This is a genomic window from Aestuarium zhoushanense, assembly GCF_056431045.1.
Genome location: NZ_JBWKMA010000001.1, coordinates 1 through 16,362, shown reverse-complemented (window position 1 = coordinate 16,362; position 16,362 = coordinate 1). Strand labels below are relative to the sequence as shown.

Sequence of the window (16,362 nt, the reverse complement as noted above, 5' to 3'; positions counted from 1 at the left end):
TTTTCGGATTAGCTGGGCAAGCCTTCGACGATCACGATGGATGCGGTCGCAGCGGCGTCACGATGGGCGCGGGCCTCTTGGTATTCGGGGGAGTTGTAGCAGGCGGTCGCGAGTTCCATGCTGTCAAACTCGATCACCACATGGCGTTGCCATTCAGCCCCTTCGACGGTCACAGAAGGCCCGCCGCGCACAATGAACTGCCCGCCGTATTTGTTGAACGCAGCGGGCGCGATGGCTTGATACCCTTTGTAGGCCTCGGGATCGGTAACGGTGACGAGGGCGATCCAATAGGCCTTAGGCATGGTCGGGTCCTGTTTCTGCTTTCAGGTAGCGTTGCGCTGTTTGTGACGCGTCATCGATGTGACGATGGACAGCTGTGCGGGCTGCATCCGGATTTCGGCTTAGGATCGCGTCATAGATTGCGGTCATATGGGTGAGGCCCGACACAGGCCTATCAGTGGCTGACAGCGTCAATGCCCGCAGTCGACTGATCCGACCGTTGAGCCGCTGAACAATGTCCCATGCAACGCTATGACCCGCCGCCTCGAAAATGATCTCGTAAAACCGTGTGGTGGTTTTGCGTAGCTCTGACCATTCGCCCGTTTGAGTGGTTTCACCAATGCGTTTGAGCGCCTCGCCCAATGACTTTGCGCAGGCGACATCATGCATTTCAGCGCAAGCGGCAGCTGCCGATCCTTCGAGTTGGCGGCGGATGTCGTAGATCTGACGCGCTTGATCCCAATCGAGCGATGCCACCGTCGGCCCACGATTGGGCACCAGTTCCACCAGCCCTTCGGCCTCAAGAAAACGGATCGTCTCGCGGATCACGGTGCGGCTCACGCCCAACTGTTCGCACAAGGGTCTTTCGACGAGTCGTTCCCCTGGCGCAAAGTGGCCCGAAATAATCGCCTCTCGCATCCGTTCCTGCACGATATCGCGCAGGGTTTGCGGGGCTTTGGCAATTTTCAGAAGGGCGGTTTTCGGTTCGGTCATGGGGATGAGGTTAGCAATCGTGCGTGGTTCTCACAAGATATGATTGACATATTGTCTGATGGTATACCATAAATTCTCCAACACCCTCGAATAAGGAATCTGCCGTGCCTGCCGAAATCAGAAAAACGCTCCTCCACGTCGAAAATACGCTGATCGAAGGCGGTAAGGCGGCAGAGCGTCCTTTGACCCTCATCGCGGCGATGGCCGTCATTCGGAACCCTTGGGCGGGGCAGGGCTTTGTTGAAGATCTCGCGCCTGCGATCCGCGATTGCGCACCGGGTTTGGGTGAACTGCTGACCAAGATGATCATCGACGCGGCAGGTGGCGGCGATAAAGTCGAAGGCTACGGTAAAGCCGCCATCGTTGGTCTGAACGGTGAGGTCGAACATGCCTCGGCGCTGATCCACACGCTGCACTTTGGGAACCACTACCGCAACGCGGTTGGCGCGAAATCCTACCTGTCGTTCTGCAACACCCGCGGTCCGGCCAATGCGCCGTTGCTGATCCCCCTGATGGACAAAAACGATGGCGGGCGTCGGTCGCATTATCTGACGATCCAAACTTCGGTTTGCGATGCCCCTGCGGCGGATGAAATCCTGATCGCATTGGGGGCCTCTATCGGTGGTCGTCCGCATCACCGCATTGGTGACCGTTACCAAGACCTCAAGGAGTTGGGCCATGACGTCGACAACCCTGCGGCTGTCTAAGTCAGGCCGCACGGTTGCCCTGCGCGATCATGGCGCGGGCGATCCTGTGGTTCTGATCCATGGCGTCGGGATGCAGTCCGCGTCTTGGGGTCCGCAGATTGATGCGCTCGCCAAAGGCCATCGTGTGCTTGCGGTCGATATGCCGGGTCACGGCGGAAGCGATCCGTTGCCCGAGGGCAGCACCTTGGCCGATTATGTGGCGTGGTGCGCCGAGGTGGTGCAGGCATTGGGACTGGGTCCCGTTGCGATTGCAGGGCATTCGATGGGGGCATTGATCGCAGTTGGGTTTGCGATTGAACACCCAGAGCATGTGACCCGCGTTGCACTGCTGAACGGCGTTTTTAAACGCGATGCCGCAGCGCGAGATGCCGTTATCGCACGGGCGGAGAGCCTTCGGGATGGAGCAATCGACCTACAGACGCCGCTTGATCGTTGGTTTGGCGATAGTGCTGCCGATCAAGCTGCGCGAGCGCAGGTCAAAGGGTGGCTCTCCGCTGTGGGCCTTGATGGATATGCAACTGCATATACAGCCTTCGCGCATGGCGATGCGACCTATGCCGACCGCATTTCACAGATCGAATGCCCTTTCCTTGCATTGACGGGCGATGGCGACCCCAATTCAACACCCGCGATGTCTCAGGCCATGGCTGATCTGGCCCAAAACGGTCGGGCCGTGATCATTCAAGGGCATCGCCACATGGTTAATCTGACCGCCGCTGATGAGGTGAGCGCCCATCTGCTAGATTGGCTCCGCGCCGCTGTCAGCCAAAAGGAGCTGCAATGACCGACATAGATCCTCGTGCCCTGCGCAATGCCTTTGGCACCTTTATGACCGGCGTGACCGTGGTCACGTCGAAGGACGGCAACGGCACGCCCTTAGGCTTTACCGCGAACTCCTTCACCTCTGTGTCGCTGGACCCGCCACTGGTGCTGGTCTGCCTCGCGAATTCGTCGAAGAACTACGATGCTTTTATCGGCGCACAAGGCTTTGCCGTGAACATTCTGGCAGAAACGCAGATCGCGCTGTCGAACACCTTTGCCAGCCGCGTTGAGGACCGCTTTGCCGAGGTGGAATGGCGCGATGGTCCGAACGGCAGCCCAATCTTGGCCAATGTCAGCGCGTGGTTCGATTGCACAATGCACAAAACCGTCGAAGCTGGCGACCACGTCATTCTGATCGGTGAGGTCAAAGCCTTTGACGCCAATACCACCTCTGGCCTTGGCTATGCGCGGGGTGCCTATGTCACACCGTCCACTGCCGCCGAGGCGCTCGAGCATAGCGGTAACCTGATCGTTTCTGCGCTGATTGAACGGGACGGTACGGTCCTTTTGATCGACGACGGTAAGGGGGGGCTGACACTGCCTGAACGCGCCGCCAAAGATCATGGTGCCTCCGCCACCCTGCGTGGATTGTTCGACACTGTCGGCGTCGATGCTCAGCCATCGTTCCTTTACTCCGTGTTCGACGACAGCGACCGCAAACGTCAGCACATCTGTTTTCTCTGCCAAACAGGTGATGAGACCCCGCAGCAGGGCCAGTTTATCCCTTTGACCGAGGACACATTGGCCAAGGTCAGCGACCCAGCGATTGTCACCATGCTCCGCCGTTTTGGGGCAGAGGCGCAGCTGGGCACCTACGGCATTTATTACGGCGACACAAAGAGCGGCGAGGTCCGCCCTATTTCCCACGGGAGACAATAAAATGCGGTTTTCGTTATTCGTTCATATGGAGCGCGTTTCGTCTGATCAGGACCAGAAAGAGCTTTATGATCAGTTCGTTGAGCTGGCGAAAATGGCCGACGAAGGCGGTATGCACGCAGTCTGGACGGGTGAACACCACGGCATGGATTTCACCATTTCGCCGAACCCGTTTCTAAACCTGATCGATCTCGCGCGGCAGACCAAGAATGTACGCCTTGGCACGGGCACCGTGATTGCCCCGTTTTGGCATCCGATCCGCCTCGCTGGCGAAGCGGCGATGACCGACATGATCGTCGATGGGCGGCTGGAACTCGGTATTGCGCGCGGGGCCTACAGTTACGAATACGAACGCATGATGCCAGGCATGGACGCGTGGGAAGCAGGCCTACGGATGCGCGAGTTGGTGCCCGCGATTAAGGGCCTGTGGAAAGGCGACTATGCCCAAGAGGGGCAGTTCCATTCCTTCCCCGCAACGACATCCTCGCCCAAACCCGTTCAAAAGGACGGCCCGCCGATCTGGATCGCGGCCCGTGACCCGAACAGCCATGAATTCGCCGTATCGAACGGCTGCCACGTGCAGGTTACACCGCTCTGGCAGGGTGAGGCAGAGATCATCAAACTGATGGATACCTTCAACGCGGCGTGCGAGAAATTCCCAGAGATGCCGCGCCCAAACATCATGCTGTTGAACCACACCTACATCGCATCTGACGCCGCCGACGCGCAGCAAGCGGCAGAAGAAATCAATAGGTTCTACTGCTATTTCGGGGCATGGTTCAAAAACGAACGCCCTGTATCGCAGGGCCTAATTGAAACCCTGTCGGACGAGGATATCGCCGCCCATCCGTTCTACACACCCGAAGCCATGCTGCGTGACAACGTCATCGCCACGGCTGACGACGCCATTGCGCGGATCAAAGGCTACGAGGACATGGGCTATGATGAATACTCGCTCTGGATTGACAGCGGGATGAGCTTTGAACGGAAGAAGGCCTCACTCCAGCGGTTCATTCAGGACGTAATGCCCGCATTTGCCTAAAGGACGACACATGCAGCAGTTTCAGCAATATATAGGCGGTGCGTTTGATGATGGGTCCGCGCGGTTCGACAGTCTTGATCCGTCGACAAACGCGGTTTGGGCCACCATGCCAGAGGCCCGCACAGCCGATGTGAACCGCGCTGTCGAGGCTGCTCATGCTGCATTCCTATCGCCCGAGTGGTCGCTGATGACCGCAACGGCACGGGGTAAACTTCTGTATCGACTGGCCGATTTGATTGCTGAAAACGCGCCGAAGTTGGCGGAACTAGAGACCAAAGACACAGGTAAGATCATCCGCGAAACATCGGCGCAGATCGCTTATGTGGCTGATTATTATCGGTATTATGCGGGCCTTGCCGATAAGATCGAAGGCGCGCACCTCCCCATCGACAAACCCGATATGGAGGTCTGGCTCCGCCGCGAACCCATCGGCGTTGTCGCTGCAATTGTCCCTTGGAACTCGCAACTCTTCCTGTCTGCGGTCAAGATCGGCCCTGCCTTGGCGGCTGGCTGTACAGTGGTGCTCAAAGCGTCCGAGGAAGGCCCCGCCCCCTTGCTCGAATTCGCGCGGATCTTTGATCAGGCAGGGTTCCCCAAAGGCGTTTTGAACGTCATCACGGGTTTTGGCGCTGAATGCGGCGCAGTGCTGACCGGGCATCCTAAGGTCGCCCACGTTGCCTTTACGGGCGGTCCGTCCACGGCACGCCAGATCGTGCGAAATTCGGCGGAAAATCTCGCTTCTACCTCTCTCGAACTTGGTGGAAAATCGCCGTTCATTGTGTTCGACGATGCGGATATCGAAAGCGCGGTGAATGCGCAGGTATCGGGAATTTTCGCAGCCACGGGGCAAAGCTGCGTCGCAGGTTCGCGCCTCATCGTGCACAACGCGATCAAAGACACTTTCCTCGCCCGCCTCAAGCAAAAGGCTGAGGCTGTCGTTATCGGCGCGCCTGACAAAATGGAAACGGAAGTCGGCCCGCTTTGTTCCGCGTGCCAAATCGAAACGGCAGTCGACTTGATCAAACTGTCTGTTGACTGTGGGGCGACGGTACTGACGGGCGGTGCTCCGCTCAACCGCGAAGGAAACTATTTCCCGCCCACGATCATCGACTGTTCAGACGCCAAAGACGCGCCCTGCCTTAGCAACGAATTCTTTGGGCCTGTCCTCTCCGTCATTGGGTTCGACACCGAAGCCGAAGCGCTCGCCATCGCGAATGACACTAAATTCGGCCTCGGGGCAGGGGTGTTTACTCAGAACCTCACCCGCGCCCACCGCATGATCCGCGGCATTCGGTCAGGTATCGTCTGGGTCAACACCTACCGCGCCGTTAGCCCGATGGCCCCTTTCGGTGGGCATGGGCTCAGCGGGCATGGTCGAGAAGGCGGGATCGAAGCGGCATTGGACTACACAACAACCAAGGCAGTCTGGCTCCGCACCAGCGACGACTCAATTCCTGATCCGTTCGTGATGCGGTGATGGTTGATTTTGATTTGTCGTCCATGGCGCTTCTTGATGAAGACCTCTTGCCTTTGTCTTATACTAACTCACGACGTTAGTACCTACGGTGGCACATTCGATATCCTTGCATTGAAGATATATTGATCGTTTTTAGAGTTCTTTTTTAGCTTAACGTCGATCTGATTGCTTGAGATGCATCTGTGAGATCGGCATGCAGCGAGGCGACGGTTTGGTCGACCAGTTATGGTTTGCGCCCGTTCTTGATAGAATGTCGCTACGCACCGTGTTCATCAATGGACCATACCAAATCCAAAGAAAGTCAATCATATTGAGCAGTTCAGGATTGTTGGTCACAGCATAGAGGGTGACGTGAGACCGCTGGTTGGCATTTAGATACCCCTTCAGGTCCTGTCTTTTTGCCATCTGTGGCTTTTCGGCATTGATCCCGCTGAGCGTGTTCGCGACCTCAGACCTTGCGTCTGAATTTGCCGCCAACATTGCGGCTTCTCCTTCTATCAGCAATCGTAGAGGCAATAGGTTATCCAACATTTCAGTTGTGCCCTCCGGTATCTGCAACGATCTCCGTGGCGAGGCCTCCCTTGTCGCCGCAGAACGACGAATTGTTGCTCGGATTATGGATCGATTGGACGCTGGAATGCGCGATCTATTGGAAGCCTTGCGGTATATCTTGGGTGATCGGCGCCTCGTAATTCTTGCAGTGGTATTGCCAAATTATCTGTCCCTCCGGAAGCCAGTACAGATCTGTCAGGCGGATCCCATCATCCATGCCCGTATCTCCCAACGGTTATCCGTACTCTGTGATCTATTGGTTTTTCACCGAACCGCTTGAGAGGCGATCAAGGCAAACTTTTGACCATTGTCATTCCGGCAAATCTCCATCGGCGAACAGGTTGGGGAACAGCCGTTCGCGGTAATCCAAAGGAAACGCCAGTCTTACAGGGGTTTTCGGAGACGCGGAGGTGAGATACCCGGCGGAAGCCAATTTGCTAAGCGTATTTCGCGCGGTGCGCTCAGACGCCTTGAGAACGATCTGCGCATCGCCACGCCCAAGCCTGCCATGTCGAAGCACGGCAGAGATCAGATCCGGCGCGCGTGTGTCATCGATGGTGTCCTCGACAAGGCGCCGGTAGCGCTTTTCCAGCCCAGAAAGGTCAAACAGCTTTGCGGAAAACGTAATTTGATCCAGCGAGACCTTCAGGAACCATTCGCAGAACGTCTTCAAGGCGGCTTCGGACAGGTTGCCGACCCCGCCGCGGTCTCCACGTCGCGGGCTGTCCGCGAGATCCATCATGCGTTTGTACTCCCCGCGATCTGCCAATCCGCGCGCAAGCCCACGGGAAACCGACCACAGGCCTTGGCCTCCAATCCCTGCCGTGAGAGCCATGGCGTGTGACATCAGGCGGCTGACGCGCCCGTTACCGTCCGGGAATGGGTGGATGTAATTCAGTCGATGATGCGCTGAAGCGATCGCAAAGATCCGCCCGCTTGAGGAGCGCGCGGCGATCTGAAACCGCTTATCGAAGTGATCCATGAAGGCCGCGACACGCGACGAAGAAGGGGGAAAATGGCGCCCCACTGCGACTTCCTTGTCGCCCTCTTGACGCATGTGCCCTGGAATAATCGGTTCCTTGGATCCATCGGGATGCTCGATCACCCGAAATTCGTCAGGCATTTCGTCGTAGAACGCTTTATGCACCCATGTGAGAAATTCAACCGATGTGGGCCGAGGTAGAGTTCCAGCCCGATGCATCTCGTCGATTGCTCTTTGGACGATGACATGGGCTCGCGCTTCCAAAGCAAGCGGGCGGGTCTCCTCTTCGAGCTCGGCTCCGGCGAGCGCGCGCTCTATATCTCGTGGGCGTGTGTTGTGGCCTTCGATCAGATTCGAGTAATAGCAGTTCATCACGCGGACGAGGTCCGCGAGTTCCGCCGCGCTGTCCGGGTGCAACCCTTGTCCCAACTGGGACGCTTCCCTCTGGATGTCGACCGATAGGTCCGCCAATTCGGCGGGGATGTGTTCCTCGAAGAAACACGGTTCGATTCTGCCGGGTGTTTGCAACATTTTGCCGATCTTCTCTGTGTGAAATGCCCTTGTATTACAAGGATTGCCATACGAAAATTGAAAGAATTTGCCGATATGGATTGCCGATCATAGGTGCCGGTGGCATTGCCAACTTGTTAGCGCATTTTGTGCTGGTTCCCGCTCACGCCTGAAGATACCGCCCAAAATGCCCCGCCTGAAGGGTTTTCGTTTTCCGCGCGACGGCATCGCCTATGCCGACCAGTCTACCATGCTTTGCGGCCAGCACCGCTGGCGTTGAAGTTATGCTCGCTGAACGAGGTTTGAGAGCTAGCCCGGAAACGATCCTACAATGGATCAACCGCTTTTGTGGCCTTTTCGCAATTTGGTGAACCACGTGTAGTGATCACGGATAAGCTGAGGAGCTATTTCAAACTGACCTGCCCGAAAGCGTGAAAAGATCATGGGAGGCTTCAAATCGCCAAAGCAAGCACAAAGGACCCTTGCCACTCACGATCAAGTCAACACTGCTTTTCGACGTCGTCGCTACCAACTCTCCACCGTTTCATATTGCCACGCCAGAATCGATGTTTTCGGCGTCTGGGACGGTTACGCTCTCGAAATGCCTGCCTGACAGACGCATGCCCGGCCAAGGTCGGTCGCTTGTTAATTAAGTTGGCAATGCCTCTGCGGGGGTCAACTAGTTCGAAATGGGTTTATGTCGGAGAACGAAGATTGTTCCCCACATCCGCGGGGATTTGCGCTGAAAAATCTAGGATCGACGTAGAGGCCGATTTTAGCCCTTCTCATGCGTATAATGATTTTTGGCACTACTTAGTGGAATTGGCTTGACTTGGCGCTGTAGGGCGCCTCTCCGTGCCTCTGTGGGTGCGCCTGATATGTATCCCTTGGGTTGAGTGAGGTTTTCTCAGAGCGCTCGCGTTATCGTCCTTGGTCGCGCCGAGGGCTCAAAAAGCGTTACAGCTTTGAAATAAATAAAGAAATTTAACTTCTTGGTCGATTTTGAGACGTTCACGCATAATGCCGGCTCTTAAAAATCCTTTTAAAATCAATTGTGTAACGCTTGTTACGCTCTGTTACAGCTCCGCGTTACATCGTAACATATTGAAATTAAAGCCTAAAAAAGAGAATTTATCTATGTGTAACGGAAAATTATAAATTAAAATACTTATGCACGTATGCCTGCGCACACGCGCACGCATACGCGTAGGCGCACACACGCAGGCATGCGGGCACGCACACATAAACACACTTACCCCCGTTACAGCGTTACAAGCGTTACACTCGACCTAATATTATTTAGTTTCAGTTACTTATCTTGTTACAGGGGGTTTTGGGGGAGCGTTACAAGATGCTGCGGCGTTACAAAAAACCTCTCAAAATCGGTATTTTGATTATTTTTATACGTCTTACCGAATAAATTAAATTATCTGGTATTTCAGATATTTTATTCTTATTCTGACCGTGTTATCATCCCATCATGAATGAAATGGCGCGTAACACGAGACAACTTGGGGCCCTGATTCAGCGCGCGCGCAAACAGCGGGGCTGGTCGCAGGGGCAATTGGCGGAGCTGGCAGGGATCCGACAGTCGACGGTTTCGCTGATTGAGACGGATGATACGTCAGCAAGAGCTGAGACGATTTTTGCGATCTTAGCGGCCCTCGATCTCGAGATGAGGGTGACGCCCCGATCGAAGGGCGCGGCGACTGATCTCGCGGATATTTTCTGATGGGTCGGCGGCCGACGTATGAGCCAATCTGCGTCTTGATGAACGGCCGAGAGGTGGGTGCTCTAGGTCGCTCTTCTGATGGGCTCTTTTGGTTTCAGTACGGGGCAGGATGGTTGAGCTGGGAGCATGCCATCCCTGTTTCGCTGTCCTTGCCGCTGAGGGAGGCTGTATATCGGGGTGCAAAGGTTCAGGCAGTGTTCGATGGGCTGTTGCCGAGTTCGGAGACGAAGCGAGATGCAATTGCGAGAGAGCTGTGCCTTGCGGATGCCGATACACTCGATCTGCTCCGTGAGATCGGGGCGGATTGCTCCGGGGCTCTGCAATTTTCGGCTATCAGTGATGCGAAAATTAAGGATGTGGGAGCGGGGAAAGGGGCCAGCTTTGGGCCCGGTGAGTTGAAGGGCATTCTAAGCGATCTGGATCATTGTCCGCTCGGTGCGCGAACGGAGGGTGGGATTAGAGCGTCGCTGCCTGGCACGCCTTCGAAGATTGCTCTGACATGGCTCGATGGTAAGAGTTCGAAGCCAAGTCGTGCGATCCCGTCGACCCACATTGTAAAGGTGCCAGATCAGACACAAACCTACGGAGCGAAAGGCGATCATAGCCTTGAAAATAAGTTGATTTGTGGGGCCGTGATGGAAGCCTGCGGGCTGTCCGTGAATAAGAGCCGCTTGATGACATTTGATCAGTTAAAAGTTCTGATGATTGAGCGATTTGATCGCCAAAAAACACCCGATGGCCGAGTCATCCGCTTGCCGATGGAGCACGTCGGGCAGGCCTTGGGAGTGGGTGATGCCGATGGGGTAGGGGTGTCGGACATCCTGAAGTTTTTGGGGGGCAGTGATTTCCCTATCGAGGATCAAGAAAATTTCTTCAAGGCGGCGCTTCTGTTTTACCTTCTCGGTGTGACACGTAAAACTGTGCGAAAAATCAACGTTTTTCTCTATCCCGGTGGTGGTTTTCGGCTCGCTCCGTTTTGCGGCGTAAGGTCTGATCAGCCGCTCTTTGATGCGGGCGCTATCACAGCAGAACATGTGACGTTCGCGATGCCGGTCGGTCGAGTGGGCGAAGTTCGATTTAATCACATCGAGGGTCGCCATTTTGTGGAGTCCGCCGTCATCGGTGGGATGTCCAAAGTGCGGGCGATGGCACTGATGAAGATGGTCCTCAATGATCTTGATCGGGCTTTTATGAGAGCCGCTCAGCGTATTCCCTCGGCGCCTGCGATGAATGCTCTTGAGAAAGTGAAAAATGCGGCTTTGAAGCGAAGGGAAGCGCTGTGGAAACAGTCATGGTTATGAGTATATAAGGGTGATGATTTAGTCTGAGGATCGGGATTTTTAGAGCCCGAATTGGGGTTAAGCTCGCTACCCCGACGGAACGTTAAATAACGAAAAAGGCCCCCCGAAGGGAGCCAATCTTCATGCGAGTGCGCCTTACCGTGATATCCCGACCTTAAAGGGTGCGCTTGTAGCAGCGACCTAACGGAAGCCTCGCTGTCTGCTACCGAAGGTAGAGCTAAAGGGGCCGAAGGGTTGACGCAATGCGAGTGTGCGAAAATTTAGCCTAAAACAGTTCGATAGAAAAACCAATCAACCGCGATAGACTGTGCAAACTTGGCTTATGAGAACAAAAAACCATTGCGCGATTGGTTCTTCAGACCTTTACGGATCCTGTATCGGCGACACTGTCGGCCCATGGTGGTTCAGAGAAGGGCACGAGATAGATTCCCCTAGACCGGACATAGCTCCTTCTGACGGCTGCGGCTAAGACAACCGATATGCCAGCATTGTTCGGCGGTATTCCACTGCCGTGGTCGTCGGTTCGGATTATAGCTCTTCGCCTTTGCCGATTGGCGAATCAAGGTCAGCTCGTCCGTAAGTGAAGTGTGGGAGACTCTACTTGAAGTATTAAGTTTACGTCAAAAGACTGTAGTTAAGGAATTTGATCAAATTATCAAAAATTTGCGAAAAAATGATTAAATTTTCTATAAGTGTTTGAAAATTCTCCCAGAATGCGGATCGCATCCGATGCGAAAAAATTTCTATAAGTTATTGAAATTAAACAAATAATATCTAAAATGTGCTTTGAAATTTTCCGTGTGTCATTTATGATGAGACAGTCCTCCCTGACTTAATGCCACGGAGGCTACATGGACGCAGTATTTCTGAATCTTTGGAGATTTGGCGTCGTAGTTGACCCACCAAAGAGTCGCACCTCTTCGGTGGGTCGTGCCAGAAACGATCTATCGAGGAGATCATCATGACGCCAAAAAGTCATATCAGTTCCCGATCGGGGAACCAAGCGTGTACGTCCGCGCTTCATATCGGCATCCTGCGCCATTTGCCGGTTCGGTTGCAGGAGTTGATCGACCTTCAGCGGTGTCTAGTCGCTGTAAAATCACCATCCTTGATCGAAGAATTTCAGTACCGCGTTATGGATATCCGCGAGCACCATGTGGACCTTGCGCCAAAATTTTCGCATCGGTCTGAGGAGCAGCCGCAGTCAGTTGAACTGAAGGCGCTTGCGGCACTTTATGGCAATCTCGCTGAGGCGTGGCTGGGTACATCCGAGGCCTCATCCCAAACCTTCGCCGAGAAGGCAGAGATGCTGATCGAGGATAGTGTTTCAGATGATCTGGAGAAGATCATTACCGACGCATTCGAGGCAGCAGAGACCTGTATTGAAGCCTGCGCATAGCGGGCGTCTCTGACGGCTTGATCCGTCTTTTTCCTTTCAAAGATTTGACTTCTTCGCGGCACTGGTCGCGGGGACCCAATTCCACTGTCTTTCAGGTGCTTTCATGACCTCCATTTCTCCCACGTGGCGACCTCTATTTGAAGAACTCTGTGGTTTCTTTTTTGCTGAAGACCCCCTCGGTCTGGAACTCGACCGCACCAGCATTTTGAAGCGGCCCGATCGTCCTCTCCTAGCGCTGGCCTGTCTTGCGAAAGGCTTGCAGTCGATGGACGTTCTGCGTCCCGCTTTTCAATCTGGCGCGGTGACGGTGCTCGAAGTTGAGAAGGAATATTTGATCAGCGATTACTGCGGTATTTTTCGCAAGGTTCTGACGTCAATGGCGCACCCCGAGCCGCTCAGTGTTGTCAGTCTAGAGCGGAGTGTGAATGCCTACCGCCCCGCAGAACGCATTGTTAGAGACCACTATTTCGAAGCTCTGGATCGCCAGTGCGGCTTTATTTTGGTGGGCTTCCCAAAGATGGTCTTTCCAGAGCAGTTCCGAGGGCTGATGCCTGCGTCAATCAAAGTGCCGCCCTTTGATCGGGAGATCCTGATGGTGGTGCTTGATACCCTCAAAGAATGGAACATTCACTATGATCTAGAGCGCGTTCAAAAGGTGCTGCCAGCGGATGACCATCTACGAGCAGCAGACCCAACAGCGATGGTTCTGGCGCTGCGCAGTGAGAATATCGAGACGCTGGAGCGTTACCTGACCTCACTCGGGACAATGATCCCCGACGTGACGAATGGGGCGGCCAACAACGATGCAAAACAACACAAAGGCATCGCAGGCGTTGGGCAGGCTCAGACCTATGCGCGGCGCCTGGTCAGCAGTCTAAAACAGTTCAAAGAGGGACACGGCGATTGGAAGCGGGTGCCATCGTCGCTTCTGCTCTATGGACCGCCAGGGACGGGTAAGACCCACCTTGCGAGACAAGTGGCGGTCGATGCAGGGGTGCCGCTGCACGCTTTCAGCGTCGCTGACTTTGAAGGGGTAGGTGCCTTCAATCTCATTTTGCAGCGTATGAAAGAGAGCGTCGATGAAGCCATCGAGGCGGCTCCGTGTGTTTTTTTCATCGATGAGATCGACAGCTTCGGCACGCGCCTGATCGACAATGGTCGAGGAACTGCCTACGTCACAGGTCTCATCAACGGCTTCCTGACTTCCGTCGATCGTCTGAAGCGCACGCCGGGCGTAGTGATTATGGGAGCGACGAACTTCCTTACGCAGCTTGATCCGGCGATCATTCGACCTGGTCGCTTTGATCTCAAAGCAGAGATGTCGAATACAGATGCAGAGCTTCTGAAAGCAGTCGTTCATGATGCTTTCGGAGACATCGATGCCGTCGATGAGGTCGTCGATTTGATGTACGGTCAGACCGCGGCAGAGGCGGGGGCGTTCATCCGACTGGCTTTTGCATCCATCGAAAGTGACGACCTCTCCGTCATCGTCAAAGAGCTGAAAGCGGTCCTGACCAAACAGCGGTCGATCCGCACGGCTGCGGATCGTCGGGTGGCCTATCACGAAGCCGGTCATGCTGTGGCTTCGACCGCGATTGAGTGGCAGCCTGTCGCCCTCTGTGAAGTTCAATTCAACGGGGAAGGGCGGACAGATTACGACCTTCTGCCCTCTGAATATCGCCTGAAAGACATCCATCGAGAGGTCGCCGTTTTGTTGGCGGGGCGCGCATCGGAAGAGCTGTTTCTCGGTGAAATCTCGAGCGGCTCAGGCGGCGGGCCGCAATCCGATCTGGCTATTGCGACGAAGCTACTCACTGCCATCGACAACCAAAGTGGCCTTGGTGCAAGTGGCTTGGTTTGGCGGCATGAAGCGGTCATTGACGATGCGGCAGAGCACCGAATGCGGGGACTGCTGAACGACCTCTACGATGGGATCAAACGGGTTCTGGAGGCCAATGAAGAGGTTGTTCATCTGCTGGCTGAGGTCCTGATCGCGAACCGCAAAATCGAAGGCGCGCCGCTCAATGAGATACTACAGAAGGTAAAGGGTCAGGACTATGATCTTCCGTAATTCGTATTGGTGGGAGAGGGCGATCTGGCGGGCACTTAGGTCCGTCAGATCGTTCGCGGGCAACTCATAAAATGCCATTCGATTTTCACTGCGATTACCGTGAAAAAGGGGTTTCAAAAGGGGCGCGTTAGCCCATTTTGGCTGGGGGTTTCGAAAGGGGGATGCGTGGCTTCACCCTTCGCCTAATAGCCATAAATCGAGCGCCGCGAAAAAATTTTATGGCTAGTAGGTTAAGCGATGCCCCCCCCTGATCCGACCTTTTTGGGGGGCTGAGGGCTCTGATCTGTAGGCAGTGTTCGAATTTTGTGGACAGCGTGATGACGAAGCTTTGGATTTTCGCAAATCCGAGGATCATCTGCGCATGAAAGACACATATGATCCCCCCGCAGAAACCAACGATGCAAACCCGCGAGCGATCTCCGTCCGTCTCAAGGGCAAGAGTCAGGCGCAGGCTTATGGACAGCGTCATCACGACTATCGTCAAGGCCCTCAGCCTCAATATGTTGATATGGGGCGTGTGCATCTAAACCGCGTCCTGATCTCGCCGCGCCCCGTCAAAGCGATCAAAGAAGAGGTCGAGGGTTTGCGCAGGGATCGCAAGCGCAAGATGAAGTCCAACGCATGTATCGTGACTGCGGGGATCATTACCTTCGGTCACCAAGCGGCACAATGGTTCGAGGAACTGTCCGTCGAGGATCAGGACGCAACCTTCTTGGCTGTGGCGTCCGGTATTGCGGAACGTCTCAACACAAGGCTCGAAGGACTGGTGGTCCATCGAGATGAAGCGACGATCCATGCGCACTTCGAACTGAGGGGATACGGCAACTCGGGGGAACCGTTGTCCAAAGTGATGACGCCCACAATCATGTCTGAATTACAAGACATCGCTGCTACGACTGCGCAGCAGTATTGCTCGCTCATCGAACGCGGAAACAAAAAATATGACCGTCTCGCGGCAGGGGCTGCTTACGCTAAGACGGTCAACAAGAGCGTGAAGCAGCTCCATCGGGAGCTGCCTGAGGATCTTGAGAAACTGCAGAAAGAGATCGCTGCGTCGGCAGCGAAGAAGCAAGATATCGAGGTTTCTGTCGCGAAGGCGCGGCGGTTGCTGACAAAGCTGGAAGGAGAGCGTGCGCTCTCAGAAAAGGAAATCAAAAGGGCCGCGATCTATAAGACGCGGCTGGAAAAGAAAGAAGCGGAATTAACTGCGCTGGACGCACAGATGGCCCTGCGAAAGCAGGCATTGGGTGCCGCTGAAAAGGCGATCCTCACCCGCGAGCAAAGCCTCGCTCAAGAGAGGATCGCTCAATCCGAAAAAGAAGAAAACCTCAGGCGTGGGGCCGAAATGATCGACAGCAAAGCGCGGGCGCTGAAGGCTGAGGCCGAAGAGGTTCAGAAGAGAAAAGAAAAAGTGGAGAAGAGGGAAGAAGCGGCAGACCAAATGGTCGGTGCGATGGAAGCTGCAGTTGATGGTCTGACAGCAGGGTCGATCCGTTTCGACCTTGATGAACAGAGATTGGAAATCGACGACTTGGCCCCGTTTAAGAACCTACCCGATGGCTTCAGGCAACGCTTCTCACGGGCTGTGTCGTCTCTGGCAGAGGCCATCGCAGTGACCCGCAAAAAGGCTCTCTGGGTCGATCAGATGATCGGGAGAGTGCGTGGGTTCTTCGGACGCGACGATGTGAAGGAAGAAGTGAGGAAAGGGGCGAAGCGGCTAGGTGAGGACTGGGAAAAGGGGAGGTAGGTGGGGTTGCCTTCCCTTGGTGACAATGGGCGGATTTTGTTGAAAAAGTCGGCCTGAGAACGCGTTTTGAGCTGCGCTTAGACTTGTGTCTCGACGCTTGGTTCGGACAATCGTCCGTCGCGCCGCCTCGCGGCGACTATCTGGCCACTTA

Annotated in this window: 14 protein-coding genes and 1 pseudogene; 11 read left to right on the top strand and 4 right to left on the bottom strand. The window is 55.0% G+C overall.

Annotation, left to right across the window (positions count from 1 at the left end):
- Positions 1-8: 8 nt before the first annotated feature.
- Together AC07ED_RS00075 and AC07ED_RS00070 are read right to left on the bottom strand one after the other, a co-directional pair.
- Positions 9-302, bottom strand: a complete 294-nt coding sequence (locus AC07ED_RS00075; protein ID WP_105236537.1) for a DUF1330 domain-containing protein — start codon at positions 300-302, stop codon at positions 9-11.
- Positions 295-993, bottom strand: a complete 699-nt coding sequence (locus AC07ED_RS00070; protein WP_105236536.1) for a GntR family transcriptional regulator — start codon at positions 991-993, stop codon at positions 295-297. The genes AC07ED_RS00075 and AC07ED_RS00070 overlap by 8 nt, the downstream gene beginning before the upstream one ends.
- A gap of 104 nt (positions 994-1,097) precedes the next feature.
- Here AC07ED_RS00070 and AC07ED_RS00065 point away from each other — a divergent pair, with 104 nt between their 5' ends.
- From AC07ED_RS00065 to AC07ED_RS00045, 5 genes are read left to right on the top strand one after another with little or no spacing between them, the layout of a single operon-like run.
- A complete protein-coding gene (locus AC07ED_RS00065; protein ID WP_105236535.1) occupies positions 1,098-1,700 on the top strand; it encodes an amino acid synthesis family protein in 603 nt (200 codons plus the stop codon).
- The gene (locus AC07ED_RS00060; protein WP_478241623.1) at positions 1,672-2,484 is read left to right on the top strand and encodes an alpha/beta fold hydrolase; all 813 of its coding nucleotides are present in this window, start codon (positions 1,672-1,674) and stop codon (positions 2,482-2,484) included. Before AC07ED_RS00065 ends, AC07ED_RS00060 begins: the two co-directional genes overlap by 29 nt.
- Complete coding sequence (locus AC07ED_RS00055; protein ID WP_105236757.1) at positions 2,481-3,401, top strand: flavin reductase family protein; 921 nt, start codon at positions 2,481-2,483, stop codon at positions 3,399-3,401. The genes AC07ED_RS00060 and AC07ED_RS00055 overlap by 4 nt, the downstream gene beginning before the upstream one ends.
- A gap of 1 nt (position 3,402) precedes the next feature.
- Positions 3,403-4,440, top strand: coding sequence for an LLM class flavin-dependent oxidoreductase (locus tag AC07ED_RS00050; RefSeq protein ID WP_105236756.1), 1,038 nt, complete (start codon positions 3,403-3,405; stop codon positions 4,438-4,440).
- 10 nt (positions 4,441-4,450) lie between these two features.
- The gene (locus tag AC07ED_RS00045; RefSeq protein WP_105236755.1) at positions 4,451-5,917 is read left to right on the top strand and encodes an aldehyde dehydrogenase; all 1,467 of its coding nucleotides are present in this window, start codon (positions 4,451-4,453) and stop codon (positions 5,915-5,917) included.
- Positions 5,918-6,067: 150 nt separating this feature from the next.
- Here AC07ED_RS00045 and AC07ED_RS00040 read toward each other — a convergent pair whose 3' ends face one another.
- Positions 6,068-6,448, bottom strand: coding sequence for an FCD domain-containing protein (locus AC07ED_RS00040; RefSeq protein ID WP_105236754.1), 381 nt, complete (start codon positions 6,446-6,448; stop codon positions 6,068-6,070).
- A gap of 331 nt (positions 6,449-6,779) precedes the next feature.
- On the bottom strand, positions 6,780-7,982 hold the full coding sequence (locus tag AC07ED_RS00035; protein ID WP_105236753.1) for a Fic family protein: 1,203 nt from the start codon (positions 7,980-7,982) through the stop codon (positions 6,780-6,782).
- Between the two features lie 148 nt (positions 7,983-8,130).
- Between AC07ED_RS00035 and AC07ED_RS00030 the strand changes: the two are divergent.
- From AC07ED_RS00030 to AC07ED_RS00005, 6 genes and pseudogenes are all read left to right on the top strand, one after another.
- Positions 8,131-8,574, top strand: a pseudogene (locus AC07ED_RS00030) (hypothetical protein).
- Positions 8,575-9,441: 867 nt separating this feature from the next.
- A complete protein-coding gene (locus tag AC07ED_RS00025) occupies positions 9,442-9,693 on the top strand; it encodes a helix-turn-helix domain-containing protein (protein WP_105236752.1) in 252 nt (83 codons plus the stop codon).
- A gap of 38 nt (positions 9,694-9,731) precedes the next feature.
- Complete coding sequence (locus AC07ED_RS00020; protein WP_158664611.1) at positions 9,732-10,994, top strand: HipA N-terminal domain-containing protein; 1,263 nt, start codon at positions 9,732-9,734, stop codon at positions 10,992-10,994.
- A gap of 961 nt (positions 10,995-11,955) precedes the next feature.
- Entirely contained in the window at positions 11,956-12,393 is a 438-nt protein-coding gene (locus tag AC07ED_RS00015) for a hypothetical protein (protein WP_105236750.1), read from the top strand.
- 103 nt (positions 12,394-12,496) lie between these two features.
- Positions 12,497-14,464 carry an AAA family ATPase gene (locus AC07ED_RS00010; RefSeq protein WP_105236749.1) on the top strand — a complete coding sequence of 656 codons (1,968 nt, stop codon included), beginning with the start codon at positions 12,497-12,499 and terminating at the stop codon, positions 14,462-14,464.
- Positions 14,465-14,825: 361 nt separating this feature from the next.
- Complete coding sequence (locus AC07ED_RS00005) at positions 14,826-16,211, top strand: plasmid recombination protein (RefSeq protein ID WP_158664610.1); 1,386 nt, start codon at positions 14,826-14,828, stop codon at positions 16,209-16,211.
- The last annotated feature ends 151 nt before the right edge of the window (positions 16,212-16,362 follow it).

Coding starts and splice junctions, on each gene's coding strand:
- AC07ED_RS00060 (WP_478241623.1), top strand. CDS start 1,672: ATGACGTCGACAACCCTGCGGCTGTCTAAGTCAGGCCGCACGGTTGCC.
- AC07ED_RS00005 (WP_158664610.1), top strand. CDS start 14,826: ATGAAAGACACATATGATCCCCCCGCAGAAACCAACGATGCAAACCCG.
- AC07ED_RS00075 (WP_105236537.1), bottom strand. CDS start 302: ATGCCTAAGGCCTATTGGATCGCCCTCGTCACCGTTACCGATCCCGAG.
- AC07ED_RS00015 (WP_105236750.1), top strand. CDS start 11,956: ATGACGCCAAAAAGTCATATCAGTTCCCGATCGGGGAACCAAGCGTGT.
- AC07ED_RS00020 (WP_158664611.1), top strand. CDS start 9,732: ATGAACGGCCGAGAGGTGGGTGCTCTAGGTCGCTCTTCTGATGGGCTC.
- AC07ED_RS00070 (WP_105236536.1), bottom strand. CDS start 993: ATGACCGAACCGAAAACCGCCCTTCTGAAAATTGCCAAAGCCCCGCAA.
- AC07ED_RS00050 (WP_105236756.1), top strand. CDS start 3,403: ATGCGGTTTTCGTTATTCGTTCATATGGAGCGCGTTTCGTCTGATCAG.
- AC07ED_RS00045 (WP_105236755.1), top strand. CDS start 4,451: ATGCAGCAGTTTCAGCAATATATAGGCGGTGCGTTTGATGATGGGTCC.
- AC07ED_RS00055 (WP_105236757.1), top strand. CDS start 2,481: ATGACCGACATAGATCCTCGTGCCCTGCGCAATGCCTTTGGCACCTTT.
- AC07ED_RS00040 (WP_105236754.1), bottom strand. CDS start 6,448: ATGTTGGATAACCTATTGCCTCTACGATTGCTGATAGAAGGAGAAGCC.
- AC07ED_RS00010 (WP_105236749.1), top strand. CDS start 12,497: ATGACCTCCATTTCTCCCACGTGGCGACCTCTATTTGAAGAACTCTGT.
- AC07ED_RS00025 (WP_105236752.1), top strand. CDS start 9,442: ATGAATGAAATGGCGCGTAACACGAGACAACTTGGGGCCCTGATTCAG.
- AC07ED_RS00035 (WP_105236753.1), bottom strand. CDS start 7,982: ATGTTGCAAACACCCGGCAGAATCGAACCGTGTTTCTTCGAGGAACAC.